At 65.4% G+C, this 16364-nt stretch carries 16 protein-coding genes; 8 read left to right on the forward strand and 8 right to left on the reverse strand.

Annotated elements, in window-relative coordinates; all coding sequences use genetic code 11:
- Positions 1-43 precede the first annotated feature (43 nt).
- Positions 44-997 carry an SDR family oxidoreductase gene (locus A5636_RS07455; RefSeq protein ID WP_065158052.1) on the reverse strand — a complete coding sequence of 318 codons (954 nt, stop codon included), beginning with the start codon at positions 995-997 and terminating at the stop codon, positions 44-46.
- 137 nt (positions 998-1134) lie between these two features.
- Here A5636_RS07455 and A5636_RS07460 point away from each other — a divergent pair, with 137 nt between their 5' ends.
- Positions 1135-1875 (forward strand): SHOCT domain-containing protein, encoded by a 741-nt coding sequence (locus A5636_RS07460; RefSeq protein WP_065158053.1) that lies wholly within the window; start codon positions 1135-1137, stop codon positions 1873-1875.
- Positions 1876-1977: 102 nt separating this feature from the next.
- Here the strand turns inward: A5636_RS07460 and A5636_RS07465 are convergent, their stop codons facing one another.
- Together A5636_RS07465 and A5636_RS07470 are read right to left on the reverse strand one after the other, a co-directional pair.
- Positions 1978-2601: an MBL fold metallo-hydrolase gene (locus tag A5636_RS07465; protein ID WP_065158054.1), complete on the reverse strand. Its 624-nt coding sequence runs from the start codon at positions 2599-2601 to the stop codon at positions 1978-1980.
- Positions 2601-3686 carry an S-(hydroxymethyl)mycothiol dehydrogenase gene (locus A5636_RS07470; protein ID WP_065158055.1) on the reverse strand — a complete coding sequence of 362 codons (1086 nt, stop codon included), beginning with the start codon at positions 3684-3686 and terminating at the stop codon, positions 2601-2603. Before A5636_RS07470 ends, A5636_RS07465 begins: the two co-directional genes overlap by 1 nt.
- A 61-nt stretch (positions 3687-3747) precedes the next feature.
- Here A5636_RS07470 and A5636_RS07475 point away from each other — a divergent pair, with 61 nt between their 5' ends.
- The 3 genes from A5636_RS07475 (at position 3748) to A5636_RS07485 (ending at position 6324) form a co-directional block, all read left to right on the forward strand.
- The gene (locus A5636_RS07475) at positions 3748-4818 is read left to right on the forward strand and encodes a class I SAM-dependent methyltransferase (RefSeq protein WP_065158056.1); all 1071 of its coding nucleotides are present in this window, start codon (positions 3748-3750) and stop codon (positions 4816-4818) included.
- Entirely contained in the window at positions 4818-5633 is an 816-nt protein-coding gene (locus A5636_RS07480) for a serine hydrolase domain-containing protein (protein ID WP_065158057.1), read from the forward strand. Before A5636_RS07475 ends, A5636_RS07480 begins: the two co-directional genes overlap by 1 nt.
- A gap of 178 nt (positions 5634-5811) precedes the next feature.
- Positions 5812-6324: a DUF3145 domain-containing protein gene (locus tag A5636_RS07485; RefSeq protein ID WP_065158120.1), complete on the forward strand. Its 513-nt coding sequence runs from the start codon at positions 5812-5814 to the stop codon at positions 6322-6324.
- A 72-nt stretch (positions 6325-6396) separates the two neighbouring features.
- On the opposite strand, the gene A5636_RS07490 is transcribed toward A5636_RS07485, so the two are convergent.
- The 4 genes from A5636_RS07490 to A5636_RS07505 all read right to left on the reverse strand — a co-directional run bounded on the left by A5636_RS07490 (position 6397) and on the right by A5636_RS07505 (position 11614).
- Positions 6397-8355 carry a PE domain-containing protein gene (locus A5636_RS07490; protein WP_065158058.1) on the reverse strand — a complete coding sequence of 653 codons (1959 nt, stop codon included), beginning with the start codon at positions 8353-8355 and terminating at the stop codon, positions 6397-6399.
- 163 nt (positions 8356-8518) lie between these two features.
- The gene (locus tag A5636_RS07495; RefSeq protein WP_065158059.1) at positions 8519-9043 is read right to left on the reverse strand and encodes a hypothetical protein; all 525 of its coding nucleotides are present in this window, start codon (positions 9041-9043) and stop codon (positions 8519-8521) included.
- A 31-nt stretch (positions 9044-9074) separates the two neighbouring features.
- The gene (locus A5636_RS07500; protein ID WP_065158060.1) at positions 9075-10037 is read right to left on the reverse strand and encodes a diacylglycerol kinase; all 963 of its coding nucleotides are present in this window, start codon (positions 10035-10037) and stop codon (positions 9075-9077) included.
- Complete coding sequence (locus A5636_RS07505; RefSeq protein WP_065158061.1) at positions 10034-11614, reverse strand: FAD-binding oxidoreductase; 1581 nt, start codon at positions 11612-11614, stop codon at positions 10034-10036. The genes A5636_RS07500 and A5636_RS07505 overlap by 4 nt, the downstream gene beginning before the upstream one ends.
- A 47-nt stretch (positions 11615-11661) precedes the next feature.
- Here A5636_RS07505 and A5636_RS07510 point away from each other — a divergent pair, with 47 nt between their 5' ends.
- From A5636_RS07510 to A5636_RS07520, 3 genes are all read left to right on the forward strand, one after another.
- The gene (locus tag A5636_RS07510) at positions 11662-12234 is read left to right on the forward strand and encodes a TetR/AcrR family transcriptional regulator (RefSeq protein WP_065158062.1); all 573 of its coding nucleotides are present in this window, start codon (positions 11662-11664) and stop codon (positions 12232-12234) included.
- Positions 12234-13784, forward strand: a complete 1551-nt coding sequence (locus A5636_RS07515; RefSeq protein WP_065158063.1) for a glycerol-3-phosphate dehydrogenase/oxidase — start codon at positions 12234-12236, stop codon at positions 13782-13784. The genes A5636_RS07510 and A5636_RS07515 overlap by 1 nt, the downstream gene beginning before the upstream one ends.
- Before the next feature lie 113 nt (positions 13785-13897).
- Positions 13898-15223, forward strand: coding sequence for an MFS transporter (locus A5636_RS07520; protein WP_065158121.1), 1326 nt, complete (start codon positions 13898-13900; stop codon positions 15221-15223).
- 33 nt (positions 15224-15256) lie between these two features.
- On the opposite strand, the gene A5636_RS07525 is transcribed toward A5636_RS07520, so the two are convergent.
- Positions 15257-15805, reverse strand: a complete 549-nt coding sequence (locus A5636_RS07525) for a TetR/AcrR family transcriptional regulator (protein WP_065158064.1) — start codon at positions 15803-15805, stop codon at positions 15257-15259.
- Between the two features lie 120 nt (positions 15806-15925).
- On the opposite strand from A5636_RS07525, the gene A5636_RS07530 reads away from it, so the two are divergent.
- On the forward strand, positions 15926-16354 hold the full coding sequence (locus tag A5636_RS07530) for a hypothetical protein (protein WP_155763684.1): 429 nt from the start codon (positions 15926-15928) through the stop codon (positions 16352-16354).
- The last annotated feature ends 10 nt before the right edge of the window (positions 16355-16364 follow it).

A 16364-nucleotide genomic window follows, 5' to 3' on the forward strand; every position in this document is an offset into this window, starting at 1 on the left:
CGGTCGGACCACGACGCTGGATTCGGGCAACCGGAGGCCGCGCTCAGTTCTGCGTGGGGAAACTGACACCGGTGAGCCGCTCCGAAATCTCCCAAAGACGTTGGCAGTCAGCCTCATTGGCGGCGCGGGCGGGTACCTTCGCCTCGGTTACCCCGCCACCGGCGGCCTCGTAGAAGCCCCGCGGTCCGTAGTACGCTCCGCCGTCGGCCTGCGGGGTGACGGCGGCATAGAGCGCCGGCAGGATCCCCTCGTCGATCTCCTGCCACAGAAACGGTGTGAAGCGCCACGACGTGGTATAGAACCGCTGCATCACCGCCGGCTTCTGCCGGCCGTGCGAGGGTCCACTGATCTGCAGGTTGGTCTTGGTTAGGCCGGGATGTGCCGCGTTGGAGACGATGCCCCAGCCGGCCCGCCGGCTGCGCCGGTCCAGTTCGAGGGCGAACATCAGCACCGCCAGCTTCGACTGCCCATAAGCGGACATCGACGAGTACGACTTCTCGAACTGCGGATCGTCGAAGTGGATGCGGCCGCGGCGGGCCGCGAGGCTGCTCAGTGAGACCACTCGCGCCCCCTGCGCCGCGCGCAGCAGCGGCAACACATGCCCGGTCAGCGCAAAATGCCCAAGATGGTTACTGCCGAATTGCAATTCGAAGCCGTCCGAAGTGGTGTCCCGCTCCGGTGGGGTCATCACGCCGGCATTGTTGATGAGGATGTCGATCGGGCGGCCGTCGGCGTTGAGTTGCTCACCCAAGGCTGACACGGACGCCAGGGAGGACAGGTCCAGCGGCCGAATGCTTAGCTTCGCGTCAGGCACCGAGGAGCGGATCTCCTCGATAGCCGCCTCGCCCTTGGCGCGGTTGCGGATGGCCATCACCACGTCGGCGCCGGCGGCGGAAAGTCGTTTGGCCAGGCCAAACCCGAGGCCGCTGTTGGACCCGGTTACCACCGCCAGCTTGCCGGTGAGATCGGGCACCGTGGCGATCAGATCGTGGACCATGAATCACTCCTTTTCCGGTTCCTCGTTTCCGGTGAAACCAGTGTCCCCTTTGCCGGGTGGGTTGCGCTCGTCGGCCTGTCAATAGCCCGGCGCCGCTTGGGCTGTTTCGACGTTCGGCCAGGTGACACACTGCGTGCATGAACAACAGACGAGTCGCCAAGATCTCGATGGTTCTCGCCATCCTGATGTTGGTGGTATCGGTCGTCGGCTTCATCGTGACATTGGTGCTCAATGCGTTTGTGCTGGACAAGTACAACGCCTACGGCGAGGTGCCGATCCCCGGCTCTGGCAGCGTGCACCTGCCGGCCGGGGACGTGACCGTCAGCTTGCACACGCTGGTCATCGGCAGCGCGGACGGGGGCCTGCCGGTACCCCCGCTCGGCGTCAGCATCACGCCCCCCGATGGTGTCCCGCAGCCGGAAGTCGCGGAAAGTATCGGCAGCACAACCACAGTCAACAACGACGCGCACGTCCGGGTCTGGAACGTGCACGTGCCTGAAGAGGCCACTTACAACGTCACGACGGACGGTCAGGTCAGCGGATACATCAATCCCAGACTGGCTTTCGGCCACCAGAGCGCACACGGGGACCTGGTCTGGGTTTTCGTGGCATTGTTTGTCGTCGGCCTGGTCGACGTCTTCCTGTCGGTGATATGGCTGGGCCGCACCAGGCGCACCAGGCGCACCGTCGTGTCGTCGACGATGCCCAGCAGCTATGTGGTGCCGCCCCCCATAGCCCAGCCGCAGACGGCCTACGAGCCCACCGATCAGGGAGTCAGGCTGGAACGCCTGAAAACGCTTGCGGCGCTGCGTGATTCGGGGGCGCTGAGCGAGCAGGAATTCGAGGCGGAGAAGCGGCGAATCCTGAGCGGGCTGTAGCGGGATCCGCATTGGGATCTGCGCGAGCGCGCGTGTCGGTACGGTGACACGCCGTCGCGGCTGGCATTTGACGGACGCTCGCGGGAACGGTGCGGAGTCCGCCTAGTGGCCGCGGGCCACCCATTCCTCGTAGTGGACGATCTCCTCGCCGATCGTCGTGCTGTCACCGTGGCCGGTGTGTACGACGGTATCGCCGGGCAACTTTCCCAACTTGCCCGAGATCGACTGCAGAATCGTCGGGAAGTCCGAGTAGGAACGGCCGGTCGCGCCCGGTCCGCCGGAGAACAGCGTGTCACCGCTGAACACCACACCCAGATCGTGCACATACCAGCACACCGACCCGGGGGAGTGGCCCGGCGTGTGCAGGGCGCGCAACTCCGTCCCGGCGATCTTCAGCGTCTCGCCATCACCGATCGATCGGAATTCCTTGTCCGGGTGGGTCATTCGCCACAGCACCTCGTCGGCAGGATGCAACAGCACCGGTGCGTCGAGCGTCTCGCCGAGTTCGGGAGCCACCGTCACGTGGTCGTTGTGACCGTGCGTGCAAACGATGGCCACCACATGCCGGCCGTCCACCGCCTCGACGATCGGGGCGGCGTCGTGCGCGGCATCGAAGACGACGACGTTGGAATTGTCGCCGACCAACCAGATGTTGTTGTCGACTTCCCAACTGCCACCGTCGAGTTCGAAGGTGCCGTGGGTGATCACCCGGTCGATGGCGACCATTACAGCACCACGACCGAACGCAATACCTTGCCGTCATGCATCTTCTGGAAGGCCTCCTCGATGTCGTCTAACCCGATTCGCTCGGAGACAAACTTGTCCAGCGGCAGTCGGCCCTGCAGGTGTAGGTCGATCAGCGTGGGGAAGTCACGCTCGGGCAGGCAGTCGCCGTACCACGAGGACTTCAACGCACCGCCGTGTGAGAAGAAATCCACCAGCGGCATGTCCAGCCGCATGTCGGGAGTCGGCACCCCGACCAACACCACGGTGCCGGCCAGGTCGCGGGCGTAGAAAGCCTGCTTCCATGTCTCCGGCCGGCCGACCGCGTCGATCACCACATTGACCCCGAAGCCGTCGGTCAGGTCCTGAATGGCCTCGGTGACGTCGGATTCGCGGGCGTTGATGGTATGCGTGGCGCCGAATTCGCGCGCCCAGTCGAGCTTGGTGTTGTCCGTGTCGACCGCGATGATTTTTCGTGCGCCGACCAGGGCAGATCCGGCGATCGCCGCGTCACCGACACCGCCGCAGCCGATCACGGCGACGGTGTCGTCGCGCGTGACACCGCCGGTGTTGATGGCGGCACCGATGCCGGCCATCACCCCGCAGCCGAGCAGCCCGGCCACGGCCGGATCGGCCTCGGGGTTGACCTTGGTGCACTGGCCGGCCGCAACCAGGGTCTTGTCGGCGAAGGCCCCGATGCCCAGAGCGGGGGTGAGTTCGGTGCCGTCGGTGAGCGTCATCTTCTGTTCGGCGTTGAAGGTGTCGAAGCACAAGTGCGGGCGGCCCCGCTTGCATGCGCGGCACTGGCCGCAGACCGCGCGCCAGTTCAGGATCACGAAATCACCCGGCTCGACGTGGGTGACGCCGGGCCCCACCGCCTCGACCGTGCCTGCCGCCTCGTGACCAAGCAGGAACGGGTAATCGTCGTTGATGCCGCCTTCGCGGTAGGTGAGGTCGGTGTGGCAGACGCCGCATGCGGTGATGTCGACGACGGCCTCGCCGGGCCCGGGGTCGGGAATGACGATGTCGACCAATTCGACGGGCTGGCCCTTGCTGCGTGAAATCATGCCGCGCACTGTCTGACTCATGGTTTCAACCTAGTGTTCGGGGCCGCACAACGTACGGGCGGCCGGTGTAGCGTCGCTGACCATGACCGGACAGCAGACCGCCTCGGAAAGCACCGAAGAATTCAGCGACCGGATCATCGGTGCCATCGACGCCGCCAGCCTGGTGCTGCTGTTGAGCATCGGGCATCAGACCGGTCTGCTCGACACGATGGCCGGCCTGCCACCCTCGACCAGCGCGCAGATCGCCGCAGCGGCCGGGCTCAACGAGCGGTATGTGCGGGAATGGCTGGGCGGCGTGACCACCGGGCACGTGGTCGACTACGACGCGGGCACCGGTACCTACGCCCTGCCGGCACACCGGGCGCAGGCCATCACCCGCGCCGCGGGGCCCAACAACCTCGCGGTGGTGGCGCAATTCCTGCCGCTGCTCGGTGAAGTCGAGCAGAAAATCCTCGGCTGCTTCCGTCACGGCGGCGGTCTGCCCTACAGCGAATATCCGCGTTTCCACAAGCTGATGGCCGAGGAGAGCGGCGCGGTCTTCGACGCCACGCTCGTCGATGTGGTGCTGCCCCTCGTCGACGGGCTTCCGGAACGGCTGCGGTCCGGTGCCGACGTCGCCGACTTCGGCTGCGGCAGCGGGCACGCGGTCAACGTGATGGCGAAGGCGTTTCCGGCCAGCCGCTTCACCGGCATCGACTTCTCCGAAGAAGCGCTGGCCACGGGCAGACACGAGGCGGCTGCGCTGGGTCTGGCGAACGCCACATTCGAAGCGCACAATCTGGCGACGCTGCACAAGGACGCCGCTTACGACGTCATCACCGTGTTCGACGCGATCCACGATCAAGCGCAACCGGCTCAAGTGCTGACGAACATCCAACGCGCACTTCGCCCGGGCGGGGTGTTGTTGATGGCCGATATCAAGGCGTCGAGCCGTCTCGAGGAAAACGTCGACCGGCCGCTCAGCACCTACCTCTACACCACGTCCCTGATGCATTGCATGACAGTGTCACTGGCGCTCGACGGTGCCGGACTGGGCACGGCATGGGGAACCCAGTTGGCCACGGCCATGCTCGTCGACGCGGGTTTCACAGATGTCCGGGTGGTCGAGATCGAGTCTGACCCGCTGAACAACTATTACCTCGCCACCAAGTGATGGGCATGCTCGATGCTCTCGCCGACTGGCCGGTGCCCAATGTCGCCGCCGCCGTGGTCGGGCCGGACGGAGTGCTGGCCAGCCACGGTGACACCGGGCACGAGTTCGCCTTGGCCTCCGTCACCAAACCGATCGTGGCGCGCGCCGCGCAAGTCGCCGTGGAGGAAGGCGTCGTGGACCTCGACACCGAAGCGGGGCCGCCCGGATCCACCATCCGGCATTTGCTGGCCCATGCTTCGGGGCTGGCGATGCACTCCGGCGACACGCTGGCCGCGCCCGGCACCCGCCGCATGTATTCGAACTATGGATTCACCGTGTTGGCCGAGACCATCGAACGGGAGTCGGGAATCGCCTTCGGCCGCTATCTGAGCGAGGCGGTGTGCGAGCCGCTGGGCATGACGGCCACACGGCTCGAGGGCGGGGCGGCCGCTGCCGGCTACGGGGCGACCTCGACGGTTTCCGACCTGACGTTGTTCGTCAGCGACCTGCTTCGTCCTGCCACGGTGTCTACGCAGATGCACGAGGATGCGACTACCGTCCAGTTCCCGGGGCTCGATGGCGTGTTGCCCGGCTACGGCGTGCAGCGCCCCAACGACTGGGGCCTGGGATTCGAGCTGCGGGATACCAAGTCGCCGCACTGGACCGGCGCCGAGAACTCGCCCCGCACGTACGGTCACTTCGGCCAGTCGGGCGGGTTCGTCTGGGTGGATCCGGAGGCGGACCGCGCGCTGGTGGTGCTCACCGATCGCGATTTCGGCGAGTGGGCGCTGGACCTGTGGCCTGCGATATCGGACCGAGTGGTCGGGGCGGGCTGACGAAGGAAAACACACACTAGCGCAACACGGGTATCACAAGGCACAATAGACACGCAGGAATCAAGAAACACGCACGACACAAAAAACGCAGAACACAAAAATAAGAGCAGGTATCTCGCTCGCCGGGTTCACCAGGTCGTTGGGGAAGACGTCCCTCGTGGAACCGAAGGAGCAACAGATGCGTGCGTCGAATCAGTTCGCCGACGTGACCGGCGGTGTGGTGTATGTCCACGCCTCCCCAGCGGCGGTGTGCCCGCATGTCGAGTGGGCGTTGTCGTCGACCCTGCAGGCCAAGGCCAACTTGGTATGGACCCCGCAACCGGCCATGCCCGGGCAGTTGCGCGCGGTCACCAACTGGGTGGGACCCGTCGGGACGGGTGCTCGGTTGGCGAACGCGTTGCGCTCATGGTCGGTCTTGCGGTTTGAAGTCACCGAAGATCCCAGCCCTGGCGTCGATGGCCATCGGTTCAGTCACACGCCACAACTCGGCCTATGGAGCGGGGCGATGAGCGCCAACGGCGACATCATGGTCGGCGAGATGCGGTTGCGCCGGCTGATGGCCCAGGGGGCCGATACCCTTGCCGCCGAAATGGATTCCGTGCTGGGAACGGCGTGGGATGAGGCGCTCGAGGTGTACCGCGACGGCGGTGACGCCGGCGAGGTGACCTGGTTGAGCCGGGGAGTGGGCTGAGTCTCCCCGGCAGGTCACTGTTGGTGCCGGAGCCACCGCCGCAGCGCGGCGCGGCCGAGTGTTGACGAGTCCCTAGCTGATGAATGGGTTGAGTATCGGCGGGATGATTTCGTTGCCCGTCACGCCCGTGAATCGGACAAACATCTGCGCGGGGATGTTGAGCGTCTGATAGACGCCTGCGCCGATCCATGAAACCGGTAGCTGCAAGAACTCGGGCATTGAATGGATGAAGCCGTTTATCGGTTCGAATGCCAGGTAGGGCACCGACGCTGCGAGGGTGCGCGCCGACAACGACACGTTGGTCACGACATCGGGATAGCCCTGTGCGGCGAAGTCGGCGCTGAGGGCGCTGAACAGGTTGGGGCCTGGATCAACGTAGGTGCCGTCGAAGACGGGGCTCGTGATAGGAGCGCCCTGCATGTACGACGGCTGCGGAAGGTAGAACTGATCCAGGATCGTCGGTGTCGTGCTGACGATTTGCCATGAGTTATTGATCAGCCCGTCGCTGGAGTTATCGAAGGCCTGATCGAAGATGACGAATGACGCTGTCTCCAGGGGTGATTGGAAGCCGTGCGTAATGCCGCCGAACTGGGCGGGCCCCAATTCGCCATGGTCGGTGACGACGAGCACGGAGAATTCCTCGCCGGGGTTGGCGGCCTCCCACTGAGCTACCGCACCCAACATGCCAGTGCCGTTGGTTTGGGAACCGAGGTTGGCGTCCATGGTCCGAAGCGCCGCCGCGTACTGCGGCGAATCGCCGCCATAGGCGTGCGCGTTGACGTCGGGACCGGTGAAGTACGCGAAGATCAGATTGCCCTTGTCCGGATCGGCGGCTGCGATCGCGTCTATCGCGTTTGCAGCAACCAGATTCGACGTCGCTTCCCAGTTTGTGTCGCCCGCGACCTGCGGGACGAAGGTGATGTTGTCGGCGGGGTTGGAGCCGGCTCCGGCGATGTCGGTGATGACCTTCCAGTCCGCGATGACCGTGGTGTTCACCCCGTCGCCGTAGGCGTTCTCGAGGTGGTTGTACACGGTTGGCCAGTCGTCGTATGTCCAGGGGCTGAAGATGTTGTTGGTCACCCCGGCCGTCTCGCTCCACACACCGGTCTGGATGGTCGTCCACGACGGGTTGGAGACGGTGGTGTGCCCAATGACCGTCGATGCGGAGGTCACGCTTTGCTCCATCAGCGCGTGGAAGTTCGGGGTGCCAGCGGCATCGGCCAGGATTCTGCTGAGATTCGTTCCGTCCGTGCCGATCAACAGGAAGTTTGCGTCCGGGTTCGCCATGGCCCACACGGCGGCGTCTTCCGCCGACACAAAGGTCACATTGCGGAACGTGCCGACGTTGCCGGTCGCGCCCGAAGCGCCGAATAACGACAACGCTCGGCCGCCGATTCCACCGGCCCCCGCAGGGATGGTTCCCCCGCCGTACAAGTTGCCGCCGAACCCGCCGGTGCCGCCGGCCCCACCGTTGCCCAGCAACCATCCGCCGGTTCCGCCGGCGCCGCCCACACCACCGCGGAGACCACCGGTGCCGCCGGTGCCGCCGTCACCGATCAAGCCGGCGTTGCCACCGCGACCACCAGCCTGGCCCGCGCCGCCAGATCCGCCGGTGCCGCCATTGCCCCACAGGATGCCGCCGTCTCCTCCGGCCTGCCCGGTGCCTGCTACACCGTTGACACCGTCTCCGATCAGTGGGCGCCCCAACAGGAAGTTGGTTGGCGCATTGATCACGTCGAGGACAGGCTGCAACGGGCCGGCACTGGCTGCCTCGGCAGCCGCATACGCGCCGCTGGCGGCGCTCAAAGTCCGCACAAACTGCTCGTACGACCCTGCTACCTGCGCACTGAACGTCTGGTAATCCAGGGCGTGATTGGCGAACAGCGATGCGATTGCCGCGGACACTTCATCCGCGGCGGCAGCCAGCACCGTGCTGGTCGGCGATAGCGCGGCCAGATTGGCCGCCCCGATCGAGGAGCCGATACCGGCCGCGTTCGCCGCGGCTGCCGTCATCAGGTCGGGTGCGGCCATTAGAAACAACAGTGGGGTCCTTTCAGCTGGATAATATTGACGCGTTCGCAAAAGTGCGAGGCTCATGATTGCACGGTTCCGAGCAAATTCCGGGCAATTCCGGAGATACGTTTAACAAACAGATATTTTTGGCCGGCAGCCTCGCGACTGCTGCTCGTGTCGGCTAGTTGATGGGCTGGTTGACCGGTGCCGAGACGGGTTTCGCCGACACCGGCATGTCGACGTTGCCCTGGCATGCGCCGCTCGCGATATCGGTGTGGAAGACGCCGGTGAGGATCCCGTACGGCCCAGGTGTGTAGACACTTATCGACTTCGCCGGGTCGTATTCGACCGTTCCGTCCGGTAGCAGGCAGTCCCACGTCCAGGTCATCTCCCGGATCCACTGCGCCCCGTTCCACGTGAATTCGATTGTCCTGGGCATGGATTCGTTTTTGGGCGGCGGCGGGTTGACCACGGTGGCCACACAGACCCCGGCGGTGCAACTCGAGGTGAAGGTAACGCTGCTGCGGTGGGCGAACTCGTTTTGAGCGGCCGCCATACTGGTTCCGGACTTGGCGTTGGCGCCCAGCACCATCACGTACTGACCGCTCCAGGATGCGACTTCACCCGCTAAGGCCCTCGGGGCCAAGCACATTGGCACCGCCAGTGCGACCGCGAGAGCCCATGCGGTCTTGCCGGAACGCGACATGCTGGAGACTTCGCGTACGGCGACCCGGTCGTTACATCAGTTTGGGAGGTTTGTGAGGTTTGGGCCGCAGCACTTGCAAGGCGGCCGGCACCGCGGAGATTTCGGCCGGCAGCGGGCACGCGTAATCGCCGTCGGCGTAGACGTTGATCCCGGGGCACTCCACGTCAACGGTCTTGGCGCGTGCGGTGGTTACCTCGTCGAGTCCGACATGGGTGCCCTTGATGGCGGTGGGGAAGAAGCGGATCAGTTTGGTGCGTGACTCCGACTTGACCATGGTGAGGTCGAGCAGACCGTCGGACCGGTCGGCGTCCGGGCAGATCAGCATGCCCCCGCCATAGCTGCGCATGTTGCCGAAGGCGGTCATGGTCAAGTCGGCCGCGACTTCCTGTTTCCCGTCCAGCACCAGACGAAACGGCAACAGGCGCAGCTGCGACAGTTCGGCCAGCATTGCGAGGTAGTAGCGCAGCCGGCCGTGCGGCCAGGTCATCCGATTGGCACGGTCGGTCACCAGCGAATCGAAACCGGTGGCCGCCACAGTGCCAAACCACTTGTTGACCCCGTTCTGATCACGGATGCGGCCCAGGTCGATGGTTTCCGACCAACCGTCGACGACGACATCCGCTGCGGCATCGGGATCCTTTGTGGGGATGCCAAATTCGCGGGCGTGGTCGTTTCCGGTGCCGGCCGGGATGATGCCTAACGGGACGTCGGTGCCGGCCAACACCTGCAGCGCGTTCGAGATGACTCCGTCGCCACCTGTCACCACCACCGCGTCGGTGCCCTTTTCGACAGCCGCGGCCAGCAGGTACCGGGCGTCGTCGGCGTCCTCACCGACAATCTCGACGACATCGATGCCGCGATGCTTCAGCCGGGCGATCGCCCGGTGCGATGCGTTGACGGCGGCGCCGTGCCCCGACAGCGGATTGGTCAGGGCGGTCACCTTGCCGATTTCGCGCCGGTTGAGCCGGCCGCTGACCGGATGCTCAGCGGTCACGGAATCAGCTTGCCTGGGTTGAGGATTCCCCGAGGATCCAACGTCGCCTTCACCGCGCGAAGCACCTGCACGCCCAGGTCGCCGACCTCTTCGCGCATCCAGGCCCGGTGATCGGCGCCGACGGCGTGGTGGTGGGTGATGGTTCCCCCGGTGGCCATGATCGCGTCGCTGGCGGCCCGCTTGGCGGCCCACCATTGTTCGATCGGATTGCCGCGCTGGCCGGCAACCACCGTGAAGTACAGGGACGCACCCGTCGGGTACACGTGCGAAACATGGCACATCACCAGCGCCGGTGTGCCTGATTCGGCCAGCGAGGACGTCAGGGCCTCGGTCACCGCCGCCTTCAACGCGGGGATATTGGACCAGTCGGTGGCGGTTTCGAGGGTCTCGCAGAGCGCACCCGCGGCCAGCAGCGAGTCACGCAGATAAGGTGCGCTGAACCTGCCGTGCTCCCAGGCTCGGGCGGGCTCCTCGCCCAGTGACGTGCCCCCGTGTGCCTCTAGTAGCGCGCGGGTCTCGGCGTGCCGGCTCGCCGTGTGCTCCTCGCTGCCCTCGAACAGGGTCAGGCCCAAACATCCACCGCCGGTCGGGTTTTCGCCGATGGTTTCATGGGTCGCCAGGTTGACTCCGGTTTCTGCTTCGTCGGAAAGGCGCACGACGGTGGGTCCGGTGCCGGTCTGGGTGATCGCGCGCAGCGCCGCGACGCCGGTGGCGAAGTCTGGGAACGTCCAGGCCTCGTAACGGGTCGTCTCGGGTACCGGGTGCACCCGCAGCCGCACCTTGGTGATGACCCCGAGGGTGCCTTCTGAGCCGATTGCCAACTGGCGCAGATCGGGTCCGGCCGCCGACGCGGCCACTCGGCCCAGGTCCCAAATGCCGACCGGCGTCACCAGCCGCAGACCCAGGATCATCTCGTTAAAGCGTCCGTATCCGGCCGAGTCCTGGCCCGACGACCTGGTTGCGGCGAAGCCGCCGATGGTGGCGTACTCGAAGCTTTGCGGGAAATGCCCGAGCGAAAAGCCGCGCTCACCGAGCAGTCGTTCCGCTTCCGGGCCGGTGACGCCGCCGCCGAGTTCGGCGATACCGGACACCTCGTCGAGCGAATGAAGTTGGTTGAACCGCCGCAGATCGAGGGAGATCACGGCATCGAACGAACCGCGAGTGGGATCAAGCCCACCGGTGACATTGGTGCCGCCGCCGAACGGAACGACGGCAATGCCACGATCGGAGCAGTAACTCAGGACCGCGGCGACGGCTTCGTCGTCTCCGGGCAACAGCACCGCGTCCGGCGCATCCTGAACCCCGGTGTCCTTGCGCCGCAGCATGTCCGGAGTGGACTTGCCGCCGGCGTGCAGCAGCCGGTCCCGATCGGCGGTGCGGAAGTACTCGGCGCCCACGATATCGGCGAGCCCATCCTGGTCTTCCTGCGACAGTGCCGTCGGGCGCAGCTGCACTTGGTCGGCGTCCAGCTCGGCTACGTCCGAATCATCAAGTCCTACAACCTGTTTGAGTAGTGAGCGGATGCCCTCGGAGAGCGGCTTGGCGGCGGCGGGATCTCCCCACGCGTTCCATTTCATGGGCGGAAGGAGTCGCTCAGCGTGCGTCATGCGTTACAGTATTACACATGGTGTCAATCAGTAACGATCCTGCGTCGGACACCGGGGATCGCATACTTGCCGCGGCGGCCAGCTGCGTAGTGGATTTCGGCGTGGATCGGGTGACGCTCGCCGAGATCGCCCGGCGCGCCGGCGTGAGCCGCCCGACGGTGTATCGCCGCTGGCCGGACACCCCGTCGATCATGTCGACGCTGCTGACCAGCCACATCACCGCGGTAACGCGCGAGGTGCCGTTCGACGGTAACGACCGCGAGGCCTTGGTGCGGCAGGTGGTCGCGGTGGCCGACCGATTGCGTCGCGACGAACTGATCATGTCGGTGATGCACTCGGAACTGGCCCGGGTCTACATCACCGAGCGGTTGGGTGCCAGCCAGCAGTTCCTCATCGAGGGCATGGCGGCCCGGCTGGAAGTCGCGCAGCAATCCGGCAGCGTCCGACCCGGCGATCCGCGCCAACTCGCCACCACGGTGCTGTTGATCGCTCAGTCGACAATCCAATCCGCCGACATCGTCAAACCGATCCTCGACGACGCAGCGCTGGCCACCGAACTCACCTACGCACTGAACGGATACCTGTCCTGATGGTTGATGACCCGGCCCGCTCTACAGCTCTTAACGCGCAACGTCGCACCACCGAACTCGAGGCGCTGGCCGACGGCGATGCCCTCGACGTCATCGTCATCGGCGGCGGCATCACCGGTGTCGGGATCGCGCTGGACGCCGCATCCCGGGGACTGCGGACCGCCCTGGTGGAAAAGCGCGACCTGGCATTCGGCACCAGCCGGTGGAGTTCGAAGCTGGTGCACGGCGGGTTGCGCTACCTGGCGAGCGGCAATATCGGCATCGCCCGGCGCAGCGCCGTCGAGCGCGGAATTCTGATGAGCCGCAATGCGCCGCACCTGGTTCACGCGATGCCGCAACTGGTTCCGTTGCTGCCGTCGATGAATCGTGCGAGCCGGGCGCTGGTCCGGGCCGGATTCCTGGCCGGCGACGCGTTGCGCGTGCTGGCGGGCACCTCGTCGTCGACGTTGCCCCGGTCGCGCCGGATCTCGGCAGGCCGGGTGGCGGAGATGGCGCCGACGGTCCAGCGCGACGGTCTGGCCGGAGGACTGCTCAATTACGACGGTCAGTTGATCGACGATGCCCGACTGGTGACGGCGGTCGCCCGCACCGCAGCCCAACACGGTGCCCGGATCCTCACTTACGTCGCCGCGTCGGAGGCGACCGCAACGTCGGTGCGGTTGACCGACCAGCGCAGCGGACAGTCATTCGACGTGTCGGCGGGTGCGGTGATCAACGCCGCGGGGGTGTGGGCGGGAGACATCGACCCAGGGCTGAAGTTACGGCCAAGCCGCGGAACACATTTGGTGTTCGATGCCGGCACGTTCGGAAATCCGACTGCAGCGCTGACGATTCCAATCCCCGGTGAGCTGAACCGATTCGTGTTCGCGATGCCCGAGCAACTGGGCCGGATCTACCTCGGACTGACCGACGAAGATGCCCCCGGCCCGATACCGGATGTGCCGGAACCATCTGAAGCCGAAGTCGCCTTTCTGCTGGACACGGTGAACACCGCACTGGGAACCAAGGTCGCGGCTACGGATGTAATCGGCTCCTATGCCGGCCTGCGGCCACTCATCGATACCGGCGCGGGACGCACCGCAGATGTCTCGCGTGACCACGCCATCTTCGAATCGCCGACCGGAGTGATCAGCGTGGTCGGCGGCAAGCTCACCGAATACCGGTACATGGCCGAGGACGTGCTGAACCGGGCCGTCGCCCTCCGGGCGTTGCGCGCCGCGCCGTGCCGGACGCGCAACCTGCCGTTGGTGGGTGCTCCGGCCAATCCCGGGCCCGCGGCCGGACCGGGGCGGGGGATACCCGACTCGCTGGTCGCGCGCTACGGAGCCGAGTCGGCCACCGTCGTCGCCTCCGCCACCTGCGAGCGACCCACCGACCCGGTCGCCGACGGAATCGACGTGACCCGGGCTGAATTCGAGTACGCAGTGACCCACGAGGGCGCGTTGGAAGCCGGTGACATTCTGGATCGGCGCACCCGCATCGGGCTGGTGCTGCGCGACCGCGAGAGGGCCGTCGCGGTCGCCGAGGAGTTCCTGGCGGGCGTGGTTTAGCGGGGTGGTGGGATTCGAGCCGAAGCGGTGGGGGTAACAACGAGTCGATGAACACCGACGGCCTTGAGCAGAAGTGGGCGCGCGACGAGATCACCGTGACGGACAAGGCCGGGATGTCTCGAGCCATCACCGGCACCGCGATCGGCAACGTGATGGAGTGGTACGACTTCGGGGTCTACGGCTACATCGCCACCACCATTGCGCAGGTGTTCTATCCCGGCAACAGCGTCAGTGCCGTTCATCTGATCGCCACCTTCGGCACCCTGGCGGCCGCGTTTGTGGTGCGCCCGATCGGCGGCATGATCTTCGGCCCGCTCGGCGACCGCATCGGCCGCAAACGGGTGCTGGTGATCACGATCCTGATGATGACGGTCGGGACGACGATGAGCGGTCTGCTTCCCGGCTACAGCGTGATCGGCATCTGGGCACCGATCCTGCTCGTCGTCGCCCGGGTGTTCCAGGGCTTGTCGACCGGTGGCGAGTTCGTCGGCGCGATGACCTATCTGGTCGAGCAGGCCCCGGACCGCAAGCGCGGCATGCTGGTTGGGTTCCTGCCGCTGGGCAACCTGGTCGGCTTCGTGGTGGCCGGGTTCCTGGTGACCGGGCTACAGGCGTGGCTGCCGAACGACGACTGGCTGGCATGGGGTTGGCGCGTCCCGCTGTTGCTGGCGGCACCGCTGGGGTTGATTGCGCTCTATATGCGACTGCGGCTGGGCGAGTCTCCGGCGTTCACGCAGTTGCACCAGGATGAGGATGAGGCCGAGGACGCCGGGCGGAACCAGTTTCGGCAAACGGTCGTGGAGCAGTGGCGGCCGATGCTGATCTGCGCCGCACTGGTGCTGACTTCCCAGGTCGCCGATTTCATGGTGACCGGCTACCTGCCGACATACCTGAAAACCGTTGTGCACGTGGCGGAAACCCCGGCGCTGGTGATGATTGTGGCCACCCTGGCTGTCCTGATGGTGACGATCGTGTTGGTGGCGAAGCTGTCAGACCGGATCGGCGTGAAACCGATCATGCGGACCGGCTGCGGTCTGCTGATCGTGGCGTCGATACCGGCGTTTCTGTTGATGCGTTTCGGCTCGGCCTACCCGATGATCTTTATTGGTGTGCTGCTCGTTGGGCTGATGGAGTTGTGCTTCGACAGCACCACGCCTTCGGCGTTGCCCGCGTTGTTTCCCACCAAGGTGCGCTACGGGGCCCTGGCAATCTCTTACAACCTGTCGATATCCACCGTCGGGGGAGTCACCCCGCTGATCGCGCAAGCTTTGATCTCGGCCACCGGCAACGTCATGGTGCCGGCCTACATGCTGATGTTCGCCGGCGTGGTGGGCGTGGTGACGTTGATGTTCACCCCGGAGGTCGCCGGTAAGCCCTTGCCCGGTTCGGGTCCCGCGGTTGAGACAGAGGAGGAGGCCGAGGCGCTGGCCGCGCGCTAGTGGGGGAGCACGCCGTGGAAGCCCGCTCGAAACTCACCCCGCCCGAACAGTGGGCCAAAACAGTTTGAACAACCGCTCTTCCCACCCGTCCGCAACGGTTCCGGTGCGGGCGCGCTCGGCGATGTAGGTGCCGACCACGGCGTCGATCAGTGTCTCGGCCTCGAGGTCGGTGCGCATAGCACCGGTGGCTTTTCCCACACTGATTGCGGCCGCAAGCTTCGTCCGTTGGTCAGCGAGAATTTGTCTGAACAAGGCGCTGAATTCTGGGTCGTCCCCGGTCAGCATTGCCGCCAGTCCGCCGAGTCCGATGCCGTCCTCGATCATCCCGACGGCGTGCCTGATCACCCAGCGAAGCCGGTCAGGTGCGCCCGTTTGGGGATCTAACGGTTCCGGCGAAGCCACTCGCGCCAAGGCGCGCGACAGCATGTCCCGGCGATTGGGATGGCGTCGATAGATCGTCGTCTTCGCAATGCCCGAGTGCGTGGCGACTGCCTCGACGGTAACTGCGCGCGGACCTCCGGCGCGCAACAGCAACAATGTGGATTCCGCAATTCCGTCGTCGACAGCCTGCCGCTCCACCACCCAAATCCGCCTTTCGGTTCGACAGGAATACTGCCTGATCCCCCGTACGCTACACTGATAGTAGCGCTACGCTACACGTAGCGTATTGAACGTTATTGGGAATCGATAAGGGTGATGAGTGTGTTAAGGAGATTTCGGAATGTATATGTCATTGGACTGGCGTACGTGGCGTTGCTTATGGCGCTTGCCTTCCTAGGTGGACTCGTCGCGAGCCTGGCGGCCGGAAGCGAATTGGCTATAGCTGCAGCCGTCGGGCTGATCGCATGCCTCTGGGGTGCGGTTGCAGGATTTCGCGCCGGCTCTCGCAAGCTCGACCAGTCGCCGAGCGTTGGCGATTCAATCAACAACACCAGCATCTTCGCGGCACCTATGCATCGGGACGAAGTTGAGCGCTACCTGAATACCTACCGTGGCAAGCGCGCCGATCGGCGGACAAACCAGGACATGGCCCTACTCAAAGGCAGTAGGAAGCCGAGACAGAAGGGTCAGCATGCGTTGTGGCCGGACCATGCTGCATCTGTCGCCGTGCCAACCAAGCTGTCGGCTTGAGATACGAGGC

Origin of the sequence: Mycobacterium asiaticum (assembly GCF_001673315.1) — a bacterium.
Classification (GTDB): Bacteria; Actinomycetota; Actinomycetes; order Mycobacteriales; family Mycobacteriaceae; genus Mycobacterium; species Mycobacterium asiaticum_B.

Excerpts from the sequence above, each read along its gene's own strand:
- A5636_RS07455 (WP_065158052.1), bottom strand. The coding sequence starts at position 997 with ATGGTCCACGATCTGATCGCCACGGTGCCCGATCTCACCGGCAAGCTG.
- A5636_RS07460 (WP_065158053.1), top strand. The coding sequence starts at position 1,135 with ATGAACAACAGACGAGTCGCCAAGATCTCGATGGTTCTCGCCATCCTG.
- A5636_RS07465 (WP_065158054.1), bottom strand. The coding sequence starts at position 2,601 with ATGGTCGCCATCGACCGGGTGATCACCCACGGCACCTTCGAACTCGAC.
- A5636_RS07470 (WP_065158055.1), bottom strand. The coding sequence starts at position 3,686 with ATGAGTCAGACAGTGCGCGGCATGATTTCACGCAGCAAGGGCCAGCCC.
- A5636_RS07475 (WP_065158056.1), top strand. The coding sequence starts at position 3,748 with ATGACCGGACAGCAGACCGCCTCGGAAAGCACCGAAGAATTCAGCGAC.
- A5636_RS07480 (WP_065158057.1), top strand. The coding sequence starts at position 4,818 with ATGGGCATGCTCGATGCTCTCGCCGACTGGCCGGTGCCCAATGTCGCC.
- A5636_RS07485 (WP_065158120.1), top strand. The coding sequence starts at position 5,812 with ATGCGTGCGTCGAATCAGTTCGCCGACGTGACCGGCGGTGTGGTGTAT.
- A5636_RS07490 (WP_065158058.1), bottom strand. The coding sequence starts at position 8,355 with ATGGCCGCACCCGACCTGATGACGGCAGCCGCGGCGAACGCGGCCGGT.
- A5636_RS07495 (WP_065158059.1), bottom strand. The coding sequence starts at position 9,043 with ATGTCGCGTTCCGGCAAGACCGCATGGGCTCTCGCGGTCGCACTGGCG.
- A5636_RS07505 (WP_065158061.1), bottom strand. The coding sequence starts at position 11,614 with ATGAAATGGAACGCGTGGGGAGATCCCGCCGCCGCCAAGCCGCTCTCC.
- A5636_RS07510 (WP_065158062.1), top strand. The coding sequence starts at position 11,662 with ATGGTGTCAATCAGTAACGATCCTGCGTCGGACACCGGGGATCGCATA.
- A5636_RS07515 (WP_065158063.1), top strand. The coding sequence starts at position 12,234 with ATGGTTGATGACCCGGCCCGCTCTACAGCTCTTAACGCGCAACGTCGC.
- A5636_RS07520 (WP_065158121.1), top strand. The coding sequence starts at position 13,898 with ATGTCTCGAGCCATCACCGGCACCGCGATCGGCAACGTGATGGAGTGG.